This is a genomic window from Streptomyces griseochromogenes, from assembly GCF_001542625.1.
Taxonomy (GTDB): domain Bacteria; phylum Actinomycetota; class Actinomycetes; order Streptomycetales; family Streptomycetaceae; genus Streptomyces; species Streptomyces griseochromogenes.
Map to the genome: position 1 here is coordinate 3,414,238 of NZ_CP016279.1, position 15,440 is coordinate 3,429,677.

General features: G+C 72.0%; 8 protein-coding genes and 1 pseudogene. 3 read left to right on the forward strand and 6 right to left on the reverse strand.

Features of this window, described 5'->3' with window-relative positions; all coding sequences use genetic code 11:
• Positions 1–357: 357 nt before the first annotated feature.
• Positions 358–1,167 (reverse strand): DUF817 domain-containing protein, encoded by an 810-nt coding sequence (locus tag AVL59_RS14625; protein WP_067303866.1) that lies wholly within the window; start codon positions 1,165–1,167, stop codon positions 358–360.
• 201 nt (positions 1,168–1,368) lie between these two features.
• Here AVL59_RS14625 and AVL59_RS14630 point away from each other — a divergent pair, with 201 nt between their 5' ends.
• The gene (locus AVL59_RS14630) at positions 1,369–2,670 is read left to right on the forward strand and encodes a lipase family protein (RefSeq protein WP_237281507.1); all 1,302 of its coding nucleotides are present in this window, start codon (positions 1,369–1,371) and stop codon (positions 2,668–2,670) included.
• A 178-nt stretch (positions 2,671–2,848) separates the two neighbouring features.
• Here AVL59_RS14630 and AVL59_RS14635 read toward each other — a convergent pair whose 3' ends face one another.
• From AVL59_RS14635 to AVL59_RS54185, 3 genes and pseudogenes are all read right to left on the reverse strand, one after another.
• Positions 2,849–4,519, reverse strand: coding sequence for a histidinol-phosphatase (locus tag AVL59_RS14635; protein ID WP_067303869.1), 1,671 nt, complete (start codon positions 4,517–4,519; stop codon positions 2,849–2,851).
• Positions 4,520–4,539: 20 nt separating this feature from the next.
• The gene (locus tag AVL59_RS14640) at positions 4,540–6,387 is read right to left on the reverse strand and encodes a LamG-like jellyroll fold domain-containing protein (protein ID WP_067303872.1); all 1,848 of its coding nucleotides are present in this window, start codon (positions 6,385–6,387) and stop codon (positions 4,540–4,542) included.
• 103 nt (positions 6,388–6,490) lie between these two features.
• Positions 6,491–7,159 (reverse strand): annotated as a pseudogene (locus tag AVL59_RS54185) (DUF4981 domain-containing protein); the annotation flags it as partial.
• A 534-nt stretch (positions 7,160–7,693) separates the two neighbouring features.
• On the opposite strand from AVL59_RS54185, the gene AVL59_RS14650 reads away from it, so the two are divergent.
• Together AVL59_RS14650 and AVL59_RS14655 are read left to right on the forward strand one after the other, a co-directional pair.
• On the forward strand, positions 7,694–9,031 hold the full coding sequence (locus tag AVL59_RS14650; protein ID WP_067303876.1) for a 6-phospho-beta-glucosidase: 1,338 nt from the start codon (positions 7,694–7,696) through the stop codon (positions 9,029–9,031).
• A 32-nt stretch (positions 9,032–9,063) separates the two neighbouring features.
• Positions 9,064–12,120 (forward strand): alpha-mannosidase, encoded by a 3,057-nt coding sequence (locus AVL59_RS14655; RefSeq protein WP_067303879.1) that lies wholly within the window; start codon positions 9,064–9,066, stop codon positions 12,118–12,120.
• 259 nt (positions 12,121–12,379) lie between these two features.
• Here AVL59_RS14655 and AVL59_RS14660 read toward each other — a convergent pair whose 3' ends face one another.
• Both AVL59_RS14660 and AVL59_RS14665 read right to left on the reverse strand, forming a co-directional pair.
• Positions 12,380–14,065, reverse strand: a complete 1,686-nt coding sequence (locus tag AVL59_RS14660) for a carbohydrate binding domain-containing protein (RefSeq protein ID WP_067303881.1) — start codon at positions 14,063–14,065, stop codon at positions 12,380–12,382.
• Positions 14,066–14,286: 221 nt separating this feature from the next.
• Positions 14,287–15,408: an ATP-grasp domain-containing protein gene (locus tag AVL59_RS14665; RefSeq protein WP_067303884.1), complete on the reverse strand. Its 1,122-nt coding sequence runs from the start codon at positions 15,406–15,408 to the stop codon at positions 14,287–14,289.
• Between the last annotated feature and the right edge of the window lie 32 nt (positions 15,409–15,440).

Genomic DNA, 15,440 nt, shown 5'->3' on the forward strand with positions numbered 1-15,440 from the left:
GAGGTGGAGTCCGCCTCGGGAGTGAAGGAGCCGGCGAACGTGGCACCGGGCGACTTCGTCGTTGCGGGTCACGTGTGCGGAAGCCGGCGTGCCGCCCTCGCCGTCGGCCGAGGTGTTCGCCGGGGAACCGCACTCGGCCGGCGCGGCCGCCGCGGGCGCGGCGCCGCGAGCGCCGAGGACGCCCCGCCGGGACCGGCTCCGCGCCTGCTGTCCGGACCGGTTCGACAGGTACGGGACGCCCACGGCGCGCCTTCCCAGGTTGTCCGTCGATGTCCGGGCGTCGTGCGCCACGTGTCTGGGGCGGGTCTTTGAATCCGTGGGGTGCCGACGCAGGATCCGGTGAGGACGGGCCGCCGCTCAGGAGGAGGCCGGCGGCCCGCCCGGAGTGTCCGGTTTCCCTCTGCCGAGCGCCGCGAGCACGAAGGTGACGCTGATGAGCAGGGACCAGGCGCCGAACTTGCCGACGTCGACGGGCTGCCAGCCGTGCAGCTGGTACGGGTAGCGCCACGCGCCCACGTACGTGGCGAGGTTCTCCGCCAGCCACAGGAAGAACCCGATCAGGGTGAACGACAGTGCGAGCGGCATGCGCCACCGTGTCCCGCGCACCGTGAAGCGCACGGAGGTGCCCGCGGTGACGGCCACGAGGAGGGCCGCGAGCGGCCAGCGGGCGTCGGGCAGCCAGTGGTGGCTGAAGAAGTTGACGTAGACGGCGGCGGCCACCAGGGCCGTCAGCCGCGGCCGGTAGCGGACCACCTCCAGGTCGAACAGGTGCCAGGCCCGGCAGATGTAGCTGCCGACGGCCGCGTAGAGGAAGCCCCCGTACAGCGGGACGCCCGCGAACTTCAGCACGGCCGGTTCCGGATAGCTCCACGAGCCGAGCGCGACCTTCACCAGCTCGAAGGCGAGGCCGATGACATGGCAGGCGGCGATGACGGCGACGTCCCGTCCGCTCTCCCAGCCGCGCCGCCAGAACAGCAGCGTGAGGAGTACGCCGTAGCAGGCGAGCAGGTCGTAGCGGGCCACCGGAAGCGGTGGCAGAACGGCCGATGCCGCCACCCCGGACAGCAGGGCGATGGCGAAGGCGCAGGCCCGGGTCTGTGTCCAGGTGAAGTCGAGCAGCTGGCTGACGGGGGAGGCCGGGAGGCCGGCCGGGTTTGTGGTGGGCATGGTGATCAGAAGGACGACATCCGGCCCGGATCCGGTTGCCCGAGAAGCCGATGAGCCCGCCCGCCGGGCTAGTCACGGGCGCGCAGCCCTGACCTCGACGGTTCGTCGTCCTTTAACTATCAGCGCTTACCTACGGTTCCGTAACCTCTCGGCCTGCTCAGCTTCACGTACCTCTTCACCCCGCAGAAGGGACGTTCTGAAGTGGTGATCTCCCACAGGTCGAGGAAGCCGCTGCCGAGGAGAGCCGCACTGCTCGCCGCCGCCGGTCTGTTCGGCGGACTACTGGCGGTTCCGGCGGTGACCGCGGCGGCCGGTACGCCTCAGGCGTGCTCCGCCGCCGACGCCGACATCTACCGGCCCCCGGACCGCGCCACCGCCACGCCGGGCGCCGTCGTCGCCTGCCGCCGGGTCGACTCGCTGCCCATGGTGATCGGCGGCCCCCCGCTGAACGCGTGGAAGGTGCAGTACGGCTCCACCGACGGGCGCGGCCGACGGGTCTCCGCCGTCGGTACCGTCGTCGTACCGCAGAAGCCGTGGACCGGTCCGGGGGAGCGGCCGCTGGTCGCGTTCGTGCCCGGCACCCTCGGCATCGGCCCGCAGTGCGCGTTCTCCAGACAGCTCGCGGGCCAGTACCAGGACGCCTACGAGGGCCCGAACATCGCGGCGCTGCTCAACGCCGGTTACGCCGTCGCCGCGACGGACGGCCAGGGATACATGGACGGCGAGGTCCATCCGTACGTCTCCGGGGCCGAGGCCGGTCACGCCGTCCTCGACATGGCCCGCGCGGCCTCCCGGGTGCCCGGCACCGGGGTGAGCCCCGATGCCGAGGTCGGGATCTGGGGCTACTCGGAGGGCGGCTCCGGCAGCCTGTGGGCGGCCCAGCTGGCCCGGTCGTACGCGCCCGAACTGCACGTCGTCGGCGCGGCCTCCGGCGGGATCCCCGCCGACCTCAAGGAGGTGGCGAGCAACCTCGACGGACAGTTCTTCGCCGGGTTCCTGGTGGACGCGTTCGTCGGTCTGTCCGTCACCCATCCGGAGCTGCCGTTCGACGACATCCTCGACGACTCCGGCCGCAAGGCCGTCAAGGACGCCGAGTCGCTGTGCGCGCTCGGCACCGTGAGCCGCTTCCCGCTCGCGCGGATCGAGCAGTACACCAAGGACGGGCTGACGCTCGACCAGATCTACGCCCTGCGCGGGTCCGACGGCACCACCTGGGGTGACGCCGTCCGGGCCAACAAGCTGGGCGCCGGGGTGGGCACCCCCGGATCCGGTGCCCGTTACGAGATCGGCTTCCCGGTGTTCCAGTACCGCGGCCTGCTGGACGAGGTGATACCGGACCGGACCGCGAGCGCCACCCGCCGCGCCTACTGCGACGCCGGCGTCGCGACCCGCTGGACCGCGTACGTGGGCGACCACCTCACCGGTGACGCCCAGGCGATCGGCGACGTGGTGAACTGGCTCGGCGACCGGTTCGGCGGCAAGGCGGACACCGGCAACTGCTGATCCCCGCACCGCGGCGGCCCTGCCGCAAAGGTCCCCGCGCCGGCTCCCCACGGCGCGGGGACCTCACGCCCGCCGGCACCGGTACCCGGGCACCCTCCCGGGGAACCACCACGTCGGAGGTGGACGGCGGCGGGGGCCCGCCGCCGTGTTGCGGTGTCCGTCCCGGTGCTGTGCCTGATCAGGCCGCTGCCACGTCCACGAAGACGGGGTTCGAGTAGAACCAGGTGTCCGCCCACGGGTCGCCGTCGCCGGGCTCGTGGGGGATCGGCCCGTGCGGGTCGACCGCCGCGCCGAGGAAGCCGGCGCCGCGCCGGTTGCCGTCGCTGCCGCGCAGCCGTACGTAGAAGGACTCGTCGCCCGCGGTCAGGGGGATGCGCAGGGTGTACGTGCCGGTGCGGCCGTCGACGTCCGCGGTGTGCACGACCCTGGTGTCCGGCGCCCGCCAGGTGTCGCGGTCGGTGACCGGGCCGCGCACGGCACCCCGGATCACGTCCACGTGCGCCAAGCGGGGCAGGATGCCCTCGGGGTTGGGCCGGGAGGCGGTCGTCACCGTCACGGACAGCGTCAGCCGCTCTCCCTCGCGCACCCGCAGCCGCCCGCCGAGCGTGACCCCCCGGCCGTGGTCGCGGTCCCGCTTGAGGCGCACGTCGAGCCCGTCCAGCAGATGCCCGTGGTCCAGCCAGACCCGGCCCGCGCGCAGGCCCGCCATCACGGCGCGGTAGCCGTAGCGGGTCACACCGACGTGGGTGCGGCTGAACTCGCCGGGCCAGAAGTCGCTGCCGGGCTGCGGGGTGCCGGTGTCGACGGGGTCGGGCAGCTTCCCGGTGTTGTCGAAGTTCCGGCCGGGCGCCCAGTCGCCGTTCTTCCAGGTGTCGAAGACGGTCCGGTGGTTGTCGGAGTTGGTGGTGATCGAGAACAGCCTGCCCTCGGCCAGCATCGAGTCCCACAGGCCGCCGACCGTCGCGGTCGCCCAGTCGAAGCCGCCGTAGGTGAGGTAGGCGTCTTGCGGGTAGCCCGCCCAGGACTGTGCGGACGGATGGTTCTGGTACTCGCCGCGGATCGCCGTGGAACCGCCCCAGCCCGGGATCGCCGCGCCCTGGGCGCCCGGCGCCCCCTCCATGCCGATCATGATCTCGGGGGCGGCGTCACGCCAGTTGCGCATCTCGTGCGGGGAGTCGATGCCGAGCCGCAGCGGGTGGTTGGCGAGGACGAGGACGTCGTCGACGTAGCCCGTGCGGCGCTGCTCGGCCAGCCACTGGACGGCCTTGACCGCGTGGGCCTCGTTGCGGGCGGTGTCCGCGTCGGCGGCGCCGCCCTTGTCGTAGCCGAGCAGCTTGCCGTCGTAGGCCAGCTCGAACCGCGTGAGCAGATCGACCTCGTGCGGGCCGGGCGCCGCGAACACCGTGCAGTGCTCGGCGGCCGGGATGTACCACTCCAGGCCCTGGAAGATCAGTTGGCGCGGGTTCTCGGCGCGGGCCTTGAGGATCTCCTGGTGCTCCAGGTGCGCGCCGTAGCGGGCGTGCCCGAAGTTGGAGTGCTCGTTGAACACCATCCAGTCCAGGCCGTACCCGGCGGCGGCCCGGGCCTGCTGGGAGAACGTGTACTTGGCGTCGTGGCTGTAGACGGAGTGCACGTGGTGGTCGCCGACCAGGTAGGCGAGGCACGGGTCGTCGCCGTCGAAGCCCCGGCCGGTGGCGGCGACGGCCGGGGTGGCGGCCCCGCCGAGGGCGAAGGCGACCCCGAACAGGCCCGCACGGCGCAGGAGTCGGCGCCTCGACACACCCTGGGCGTCGAGGCCGGCCGGGGCGACGGCCGGGTCGGCCCAGACGGGCAGCTGCTGCTCGGTCATGGTCATCCTCGGGAAGGGGGTCAGTGGGTCATGAAAGAGGTGACGGGCAGCGCCCGGGACACGATCCGGACGTCCCCGAGCCGTCCGTGCAGAATCTGGTCGATCTTCCCCGCGTACTCGTAGCCGCCGAGCAGCCACGGCAGCCCGGCCGAGGCGATACCGACGGCGGCGGGGTGCGGATTGCGGGCCACCGGACAGCCCTGGACGTACATCGTCGTGTGCCGTCCGTCGTTGACCACGGCCAGGTGCCACCACTTCTCGCGGGCGGTCTCGTCACCCCAGTTGGTGGCGAGCTGCCGCTGGTTGAGCGGATGGGCCGCCCACTGCGGGCCCGGTCCGTCGGAGATCGACAGCGTGGCGAGCGGCTCGTCGGGATCGTCCGTGACCGGTCCGACGGAGCCGTTGCGGCCGGTGCGGCTGATGAGACCGGACCAGGCGTTGTGGCCGGCGTCCCAGTCGGCGGGCAGGCGGTAGAAGGCCTCGATGGTGTAACCGCCCTCGAAGGTGGCCGAGTTGAGCGGGGCAGCGTCGACCGTGCGCAGCCAGGCGCCCTTCAGCGGGGACTTGTAGCCGTCGAACTCCAGGCTGCCGTGGCCGGGCTGGTCGGGGTGGTGGTCGGCGGACCAGGCCAGTGTGCCGCCGCCGACGCTGACCACCGTGAGGTCGTTGCCGCGCCCGGACAGATCGCGGACGGTGCCGGTCACCGCCGTACCGGCGTCGTGGCCGTCGAAGCGCCAGTACGCCACCGTGCCCGGTATCAGCATCTTCGACGCGGGCCGCGCGGGCCGGGCCGGAACCGGGTCGAATCCGGAGAAGCGCTCGGCGAAGTCGATGCCGACCGAGAAGCGGTCCGCGTCCCCGCTCAGCTCGATCTCCTGCCGCTCCAGTTCGTTCAGGCCCTCGGCGGCCCGGCCCAGGATCCACGGGGAGACGGTCTCGACGTCGATGACGCCCCGGTCCAGGTCGAAGCGGTAGAGGCGGATCATCGCCGCGCCGCCGAAGTAGCGGTTCTGATAGTTCGTCAGATGAAGGTGCACCTCGTGCCCCGCCGCGTTCTCGCGGATCGCGCGGCCCGCGGGCCAGAAGTGGCCGCCCAGTGCGAGAAAGATCTGGTCGTGGTCCTCGATCAGCCCGTCCCACAGCTGCTGCCCGTACGCGGACAGGGAGTCGTCCTCGGCGACCAGCTCGTGCGTGGTGAGGACGACCGGCGTCTTCGGATGCCGTGCGAGGACGTCCTTCGCCCAGGCGTACCCCCGCTGCGACAGCCGCCAGTCCAGCGCCAGCACCATCCACTCGCGCCCGGCGGCCCGGAACAGGTGGTAGGTGTTGTAGCCGTCCGGCGAGGCGCCCCCGAACGTCGGCCTGCTCCGGAACCGCCGCGGGCCGAACGCGTCCAGATACGGTGTCGGTCCGCGCTGGTCGTCCGTGGACGAGCGCACGTCGTGGTTGCCGGCCAGGACGCTGTAGCCGACGCCGCGCCGGTCCAGGATCCCGAACGCCTCGCCGATGGCGGCGAACTCCTCCTCGGCGCCGTTCTGCGTGAGGTCGCCCAGGTGGGACAGGAAGACGATGTTCTCGTCACCCTTGCCACCGTGCTCCAGCAGATAGCGCAGGGACGCCTCGACGGGCGCGGGGTTGATGCTCGGTCCGTCGAAGAGGTACTGGGTGTCGGGCATCACCGCGAGCGTGAAGCGGCGGCTCTCGGAGTCGGGCCGGCGCACGCTCTGCTCGGCCGCTTCCGCGACGGCCGGCAGGACGATCCCGGTGGTGGCGGCGGCGCCGAGCAGCGCGGTGGCCCTGAGGAAACCGCGTCGTCCGGCGCCGGCCTGCGCGGCCTCGCCCTGGGCATGGTCATGCGATGTACACACGTGTGCTCCGTGAGAGGTGACGGGGGAGAGGGGCGTGGGGGAGTCAGAGTGCGTGCAGGGGCCGGCTCCGGCGGTGGAGCCCGGCGGGAACGAGGCGGGCGGGGACCTGAACCGGCCGCCCGGCGACGGCAGGCCGGGACGCGGGTGCGACGGGCGCGCGCAGCCGCACCCGGGGCGCGCACACCTGCGTGCCGCGAGGTGCCCAGGGCTCGTCCTCGGCCGTCGTCACCCGCAGGGTCAGCCACGCCTCGCCGCCGTCCGGGGGCAGCGCGAAGGGCAGCGGCACGGCGGCCGTCTCGCCGGGCCGCAGATCCGGCAGCTCGGCCGGCCCGGTCAGGATCCGGCCGTCGGCCAACGACAGCTCCCAGGCGGCCGCCAGCCGGCTCAGAGCGCGCGTGCGCTGGTGGTTGGCGACGACGATCCCCTCGTGCCGGAAGCAGCGGATGCCGACCGGAGCCGCACCCTCGCGGTGCTCGTACAGGGCCGCCCGCGGCGCGCGATCGGCGAAGCCCGTGCCGCCCGCGACGAGCGGCCCGTCGTGCACCGCCTCATCGAAGCCGCCGCACACCTCGCGGCGCCCCGGCGCGCCGACACCGTTGTCATACACCCCGGCGCCCACGCGCCCGGCCGGTCTTCCATCGCTCACGCGCTGCAGAATTCCGTGGCCCCAGAACTCCCGGATGAAGCGGCCCTGAAGACCCGGCGTTGACTCGATGGCGACGCAGTGGTCCGCCCGGGTGATCCGCACCCCCCCCGGCGCGTGGATCGTCTCGTCCGCGGCCGTCGCAGCCTCCTCATCACCGGGTTCCCGGGCCTCGTGGGAGGCCACGAAGAGCGGACGAAGCTCTTCCCAGGCCGGACCGGGCTCGAAGCGGTGGTCGGACCAGAACTTGTCGGTGGAGGTGAGCATCAGCGTCCCCACCAGACGCGCACCCCGCATGAGCTGCCCACTCTGTCCGGCCATGTTCCCTCCCGTGGCGCGACCGGCACTCCAGCGCGCCGTCGTGCGCCGCCCCGGAGCCGGGGCGAGAGCCGAGCGGAACCGGGCATCGTTCCGCTCGAAGCCGACGAGTAGTGTTCATGCCGCGCCGGCGGAACGACGGCATCACCTCATCCGGCGGAAGGCGCCCGGGCGTGCGGGGGACAGGCACGTCGGTCGTCGAAGCGCCGGTCGGGCGCGGCATGATCAAGGCCGGTGACAAGTTCGTGCCCCTCTGGTGGCGACGTACGCGCCGGTCGGCCCGTTGCCCCGATCCTCACTGCGGGAGACGGGCGTCGAGGCCGTCCGGGCGGGAAAGGTTCAGGCGTGAGGCTGACGATTCTGGGCGGCGGCGGGTTCCGGGTGCCGCTCGTGTACGGGGCGCTGCTGGGGGACCGCGGCGAGGGGAGGGTCACGGAGGTCGTTCTGCACGATCTGGACGCCGGCCGGCTGGACGCGGTCACCCGGGTGCTGGCCGAGCAGGCGTCGGCTGTCGACGACGCTCCGCGCGTGCGGGCGACGACCGACCTCGACGAGGCCCTGCGCGGCGCCGACTTCGTCTTCTCCGCGATCCGCGTCGGCGGCCTGGAAGGCAGGGCGAACGACGAGCGCGTGGCGCTCGCGGAGGGTGTGCTCGGCCAGGAGACGGTCGGCGCGGGCGGGATCGCCTACGGTCTGCGGACGGTCCCGGTCGCCGTCGACATCGCGCGGCGGGTGGCCCGTCTCGCCCCCGACGCCTGGGTCATCAACTTCACCAACCCGGCGGGCCTGGTCACCGAGGCCATGTCCCGCCACCTCGGCGACCGGGTCATCGGCATCTGCGACTCGCCGGTCGGCCTCGGCCGCCGCATCGCCCGGGTGCTCGGCGTGCGCCCGAAGGACGCGTGGATCGACTACGTCGGCCTCAACCACCTCGGCTGGGTACGTGGCCTGCTGGTCGCCGGGCGCGACGAACTCCCCCGCCTGCTCGCCGACCCCGGCCTGCTCGGCTCCTTCGAGGAGGGCAAGCTGTTCGGGGCCGACTGGCTTCGCTCGCTCGGCGCGATCCCCAACGAGTACCTGCACTACTACTACTTCAACCGCGAGGCCGTACACGCCTACCAACAGGCCGAGAAGACCCGCGGCGCCTTCCTGCGCGACCAGCAGGCGCGGTTCTACGAGCAGGCCCGGCGCGCCGGCGTCCGTGCTCTGGACCTCTGGGACCGCACCCGCGCCGAGCGCGAGGCGACCTACATGGCCGAGAACCGGGAGACGGCCGGCGCCGGCGAACGCGACGCCGACGACCTCTCCGGCGGCTACGAGAAAGTCGCCCTCGCGCTGATGCGGGCCATCGCCCGGGACGAGCGCACGACCCTGATCCTCAACGTGCGCAACCAGGGCACCTTGTCGGTCCTCGACGCGGACGCCGTCATCGAGGTGCCCTGCCTGGTCGACGCCAACGGCGCCCACCCGGTCGCCGTCGCCCCGCTGCCCGGCCACGCCACCGGCCTGGTCTGCGCGGTCAAGGCCGTCGAGCGCGAGGTGCTGGCCGCCGCCGAGTCCGGTTCGCGTGCGACGGCCGTCAAGGCCTTCGCGCTGCACCCGCTGGTCGACTCCGTGAACGTCGCCCGCAGGCTGGTCGAGGGCTACACCCGGGTCCATCCGGGCCTGGCGTATCTTGAGTAAGCGCTTTCCCTCCTCGTTCACTGGAGACCGCCATGCATGATGAACGCCGCCGGATCGAGGAGCGCGTACAGCGCCTCCACACCCAGCGCATCAAGCCCGCGATCCACGCGGACAGCGTCCCCCTCGAGGTGTCGGCCTGGCAGGCCCCGGGTGAGCCGGTCTCTTTCGAGGAGGCGGCGTCCGCGTCGTACGAGCCCTTCGCGAGGGGGACTTCATGGGGGCCGCCCTGGGGTACGACCTGGTTCCGGATGAGCGGACACGTGCCGGCCTCCTTCGCGGGCCGGCGCGTCGAGGCCGTCATCGACCTCGGCTTCGTGGGGGACTGGCCCGGCAACCAGGCCGAGGCACTGGTGCACCTGAGGGACGGGACGCCGCTGAAGGCCGTCAACCCGCTCAACCAGTACGTGCCGATCGCCCGTCCCGCCGAGGGCGGCGAGCGGGTCGACTACCTGGTCGAGGCGGCGTCGAACCCGGACATCCTGGCGGACGGCTTCGCGCGGCCGACGCCGCTCGGCGATGTACTGACGGCCGGCGACCGTCCGCTGTACACCTTCCGCCGCGCCGACATCGCCGTACTCGACGAGCACGTCTGGCACCTCGACCTGGATCTCCAGGTACTGCGCGAGCTGATGCAGGAGCTCGGCGAGCACGACCCGCGCCGGCACGAGATCATGCACGCCCTCGACCGGGCCATGGACCTCCTCGACCTGGACGACATCTCCGGCTCGGCGGCCGCCGTGCGGGACGCGCTGAAGCCGGTGCTGGCCAAACCCGCGCACGCGAGCGCGCACCGCATCTCCGGCGTCGGCCACGCGCACATCGACACGGCCTGGCTGTGGCCGATCCGGGAGACCAGGCGCAAGACCTCCCGCACCTTCTCCAACGTCACCTCCCTGGCCGAGGAGTACGAGGAGTTCGTCTTCGCCTGCTCGCAGGCCCAGCAGTACGAGTGGGTGCGCGACGGCTACCCGCACGTGTGGGCCCGCATCAAGGAGTCGGTGAAGAAGGGCCAGTGGGCGCCGGTCGGCGGCATGTGGGTCGAGGCCGACGGCAACCTGCCCGGCGGCGAGGCGCTCGCCCGCCAGCTCGTCCACGGCAAGCGGTTCTTCCTCGAGCACTTCGGCATCGAGACCAAGGGCGTGTGGCTGCCGGACTCCTTCGGCTACACCGCCGCCTACCCGCAGCTCGCCAAGCTCGCCGGCAACGAGTGGTTCCTCACCCAGAAGATCTCCTGGAACCAGACCAACCCGTTCCCCCACCACACCTTCTGGTGGGAGGGCATCGACGGCACCCGCATCTTCACCCACTTCCCGCCCATCGACACCTACAACGCCCGCTTCAGCGGCGAGGAGATGTCCCGCGCGGTCCGCAACTACAGCGAGAAGGGCGCCGCCACGCGCTCACTGGCCCCCTTCGGCTGGGGCGACGGCGGTGGCGGCCCCACCCGCGAGATCATGGAGCGGGCACGGCGGCTGAAGAACCTGGAAGGGTCCCCGAAGGTCGAGATCGAACACCCCGACGCGTTCTTCGCGAAGGCCCGCGCCGAGTACCCGGACGCCCCGGTCTGGGTGGGCGAGCTCTACCTGGAGCTGCACCGCGCCACCTACACCTCCCAGGCCCGCACCAAGCAGGGCAACCGGCGCAGCGAACACCGGTTGCGCGAGGCCGAGTTGTGGGCGACCACGGCCGCGCTGCACGCGCCGGGCTACACCTACCCGTACGAGAAGCTCGACCGCCTGTGGAAGACGGTGCTGCTGCACCAGTTCCACGACATCCTCCCCGGCTCGTCCATCGCCTGGGTGCACCGCGAGGCGGAGGCCGCATACGCCCGCGTGGCGCGGGAGCTGGAGGATCTCACCGCCGAGGCCGTCGCCGCGCTCGGGGCCGGCGGGACACGGGTGTTCAACACGAGCCCCTTCGCCCGCGCGGAGGTGGTCCGCACCCCCGAGGGCACGGCGGCCTACGCCGAGGTGCCCGCGAACGGGAGCGCGCCGCTGACGGACGCCGAGCCGCCGCGGCCGGTGACGGTCGACGGGCGGGTGCTGGACAACGGCCTGGTCCGGGTGCGGGTGGCCGAGGACGGCACACTGTCGTCCCTCCACGATCTGCGTGCGGACCGCGAGGTCCTCGCCGAGCCCGGCAACCTGCTCCGCCTGCACACCGACCTCCCGAACTGCTGGGACGCCTGGGACATCGACAAGCACTACAAGAACCGGTACACGGACCTCCTGGACGCCGAGTCCGTCACCGTCGTCGAGGAGGGCCCGCTCGTCGGCGCGATCCGTGTCACGCGCTCCTTCGGCAAGGGCTCGAAGATCACCCAGACGATCAGGGTCCGCGCGGGCAGCCCTCGCGTCGACTTCGAGACGGACATCGACTGGCACGAGGCGGAGAAGATCCTCAAGGCCGCCTTCCCGGTGGACCTCCGCGCCCCGTACTCCTCTGCCGAGATCCAGTTCGGCCACGTCCAGCGCCCCACCCACACCAACACCAGCTGGGAGGCGGCCCGCTTCGAGGTCTCCGGTCACCGCTGGGTGCACATCGGCGAACCCGGCTACGGCGTCGCGATCCTCAACGACTCGACGTACGGCCACGACGTCTCCCGCACGGTCGGCGAGGACGGACGTACGACCACCACGGTCCGCCTCAGCCTGGTGCGGGCCCCGCGTGTCCCGGACCCCGGCGCGGACCAGGGCCGGCACCGCTTCACCTACTCCCTGCTGCCCGGCGCGGAGATCGCGGACGCGGTCGCCGAGGGCTACGCGCTGAACCTTCCCCTGCGGGTGGCCGGGGCGGCGGGCGCGCCGGAGCCGGTGGTGTCGGTGGACGGGGAGGGCGTCACGGTCGAGGCGGTCAAGCTCGCCGACGACCGCTCCGGCGACGTCGTCGTGCGGCTCTACGAATCCCGGGGCGGCCGGGCGGGCGGTGTGCTGCGCACCGGATTCCCACTCGCCGGTGCCCTGGTCACCGACCTGCTGGAACGGCCTCTGGAAGACGTGGACACGGCGGCCGACGGTACGGTCTCCGTCGCGCTGCGTCCCTTCCAGATCCTGACACTGCGCCTGCGGCGCGCCGAGGCGAGCTTCTGACCGGGCGCCAGAAGACGTACGTCGGGCCGGCCGGTCGCTCCCCGTGACCGCGACCGACCGACCCGATCCCCCGTACCCCGTTTCCCCCGTACCCCGTTTCCCCCGAACCCCCTTTGACGCTCCCCCCGTTGTCCCCCCCCGGGGGGTTTTCCGTGTTCCTGATATAGAGAGCGGCCGGACAGTCCCCTGATACACCCTGAGCGAAAAAAATCCCCCCGGCCCGAAAGCCGGGGGGATCCCGGTCGTGCCGGGGCGGTGCTCAGCCGGTGAAGCCGGCCGTGATCGAGGTGAACTGCCAGTTGTTCTGGCTGATGCCGGAGCAGTTCTCGGCGACACCGCCGCCCGGGCAGGGCCGGTCGCGGTTGACCGACCAGAAGGCGAGCCGGGCGATGTGGTGGGAGTCGGCCCAGTCACGGATCTGGGTCCAGATCGCCGGGGTGGTCGTCTCCTGCTGGTCGGACAGGCCGTTCATGCCGGAGATGCCGATGTGCGCGTAGGCGGTCGCGTCGTCCCAGCCGAACGTCGACTTCAGCTTCGCCTTCAGCCCCTCGGCCGCGCCCACCGTGTTGCCGTACATGTCGGAGCCGCCGCCGAAGTCGAACGGCATGATCGTGAAGACGTCGATGTCCGCGCCGAGCGACTGCGCCTGCTCGATGAGCCGGTTGCCGTAGTAGGTCGGGCCGGTGGTCGCGGTGCCGAAGGTGACGATGGTCTTCAGACCCGGGTTGTTCGCCTTGACCGTCTTCAGCGCGGTGAGGATCCTCGCCTGCACGGCCTCGTTCTCGAACTCGTCCGTGTTCTCGATGTCCATGTCGATCGCCTTGAGCGAGTAGGCGTCGATCACCTTCTGTATCGCTCCGGCGAGCGCGCTCGACGAGGAGCAGTTGGCGCCGAGTTTGCTGCCCTGCCAGCCGCCGAACGACGGCACGACGTCACCGCCCGCCGAGCGGATCTGGTTGATGGCGCTCTGGTCGACCCCGCCGGTCAGCGCCCGGCTGCCGTCCCAGGCGGGCGTGCAGCCTCCCGAGTCCAGCACGAACGCCATCGTGAACCACTTGGCGCCCGTCGCGCTCATCACCGTGGACGGGCTCGGCGGATCCCCCCAGCCCTCGTACAGATACGGCGCCGCCTGCTTGAACCCGCTGCCGCCGCCGCTGCCCGCGTCCGTCGTCACGGACACGGAGCCGGACGCCGGGGAGGTGTTCCCGGCCGCGTCCCGCGCCTTCACGCTGAAGGTGTACGACGTGCTCGGCGACAGCCCGCCGACCGTGGCGGACGTACCGGAGACGCTGAGGACCCGGCTCGATCCGCTGTAGATGTCGTACGCCGTCACACCCACGTTGTCCGTCGAGGCGTTCCACCGCAGCGAGACGCTCGAAGAGGTCTTGCCGGTCGAGGTGAGCCCGCCGGGCGCGGTCGGCGCCTGGGTGTCCCCGCCGCCTCCGCCGCCCGGGCCGTCCAGGCTGATGTCGTCCGCGTAGTACGAACCCTGCGCGTACCAGCCGTGCACATAGATGGTGGCGCTGGTCTGCGAGGCGCCGGTGGTGAAGGAGACACTGAGCGGGCTGTACGCGGACGGGGACGTCGTCCAGGTGGACGCGCCGCCGTCCACGCCGAGATAGACGTAGGAACCCCGGACCCAGCCTTGAAGGGTGTACGTCGTGTTGGGCTGGACCGCGACCGTCTGACCGCACTGCGCGTCGTCGCTGGACGTCGGCGCTCCCCGCAGGGCCGTGGATCCGCCGTGCACGGGGGAGGAGACGACCGAGCCGAGGTTGCCGGTGCAGGTCCAGGGGGAGAGGCCGCCCGACTCGAAGCCGGGGTTGGTGAGGATGTTGGCCGCCTGGGCCGTGCCCGGCAGCGCGATGGCCCCGCCGAGCGCGAGAGCGGCGGAGCCGACCAGAGCGAGGAGCCGGCGTCTGTGACGCCCGAGTATGTGGCGCACGCGATCTCCCTGTGGGGATGGGATGTTGGGGAGTACAGGGGAGTGCGGAAAGCTGCGCCATCAAAGTTGGTATGGACCAATCCGGCTGTCAAGGGTCGCGCCGGGTATTGGTCCATACCGGTGAACTGAAGCGCCCCGAAAGGGGCGCGGGGCTGTGTTCGATATGCGGCTCCGCCGCGTGGGCGCGAGCAACCAGGTACGACCCGCACCCGGCATACGACCTACAGCGGCAGCACCTCAGCCGCCGAAGCCGACTGCACATGGACCGGGGCCGCCGGCGGCAACACCTCGGCCGACTCCACCCTCTGCCGCGGAAGTGCCGCAGGCATCAGCGGACGCGGCCCCGACACCACCGTGTAGTCCTGTCCCAGGAACGGCGGCTCGATCACACCCGGGTCTTCGCCGAGGGCCAGCTGCACGGCCGCCCAAGGGGCGTTCACCCCACAGAGCGACAGCTGGTGCAGGCCGCCCGCGGGACGTGTGTTGACGTCGAGCAGGACCGGGCGGTCTCCGAACATCCGGAACTGGATGTTGGACAGGTGGTGCAGCCCGAATCCCTCCGCGATCAGCCGGGCCGGCTCCAGCCACTGCTCGTGCAGGGTGAAGCCCCGGCGGCGGCCGTTCTTGGTGCGGCCCACGGCCAGCCGGACGTGGTTGTCCGGCCCGGTCAGGCAGTCCACGGACACCTCCGGCTCCTCCAGGCGCGGCATCACCACCCAGTCCACCGGCTCCTCGGCCCGCTCCAGCGCCTCGACGACCAGGTCCAGCTGGACGTGGGGCCCGGGAAAGCCGTTCAAGTGCATCAGCGAGAAGGGTGTGCGGGTGATCACACGGAAGCCGACCCCGCCCGCGCCCGCCGCGGGCTTGAAGCACGCCTTGTGTCCGCCCGCTTCCAACTCCTCGACCGCGGCGACGAGTTCGTCCGCCGTACGCACCCGCCACCACGGCGGAACCGGCACGCCGACCGAGCGGACCGCCTCGTACGCGGTCGCCTTGTCCTCGAACACGGCCACCGCCTGCGGCGTCGGCGCCAGCAGCGCCGTACCCACCGCCGCGAAGTCGGCGCGGTGCGCCACGATCGCCGTCTGGTGCAGCCGGGGCACGAACACGTCGATGCCGCGCCGCGCGCACTGGTCCAGGGCGTACTCGACGTACGCGGCCGGGGACAGGCCCTCCGGCTCCAGGTCGGCGGTGTCGGCGGCGGCCAGCACGGGGGAGTCGGCGTCGCCGTGCGTGGCATGGATCTCGACCGCCCGGTCGCTGGGATTTCTCCGCAGCTGATCCATGAAGAACACGTTCTCCGCGTACGTGCGGTTGAGCCAGACGCGTACGCGAGAGATCATGCAGGCCGCCTTTCGGGGATTTCGGGCAGGGC

Excerpts from the sequence above, each read along its gene's own strand:
- AVL59_RS14625 (WP_067303866.1), bottom strand. The coding sequence starts at position 1,167 with ATGCCCACCACAAACCCGGCCGGCCTCCCGGCCTCCCCCGTCAGCCAG.
- AVL59_RS14635 (WP_067303869.1), bottom strand. The coding sequence starts at position 4,519 with ATGACCGAGCAGCAGCTGCCCGTCTGGGCCGACCCGGCCGTCGCCCCG.
- AVL59_RS14655 (WP_067303879.1), top strand. The coding sequence starts at position 9,064 with ATGCATGATGAACGCCGCCGGATCGAGGAGCGCGTACAGCGCCTCCAC.
- AVL59_RS14665 (WP_067303884.1), bottom strand. The coding sequence starts at position 15,408 with ATGATCTCTCGCGTACGCGTCTGGCTCAACCGCACGTACGCGGAGAAC.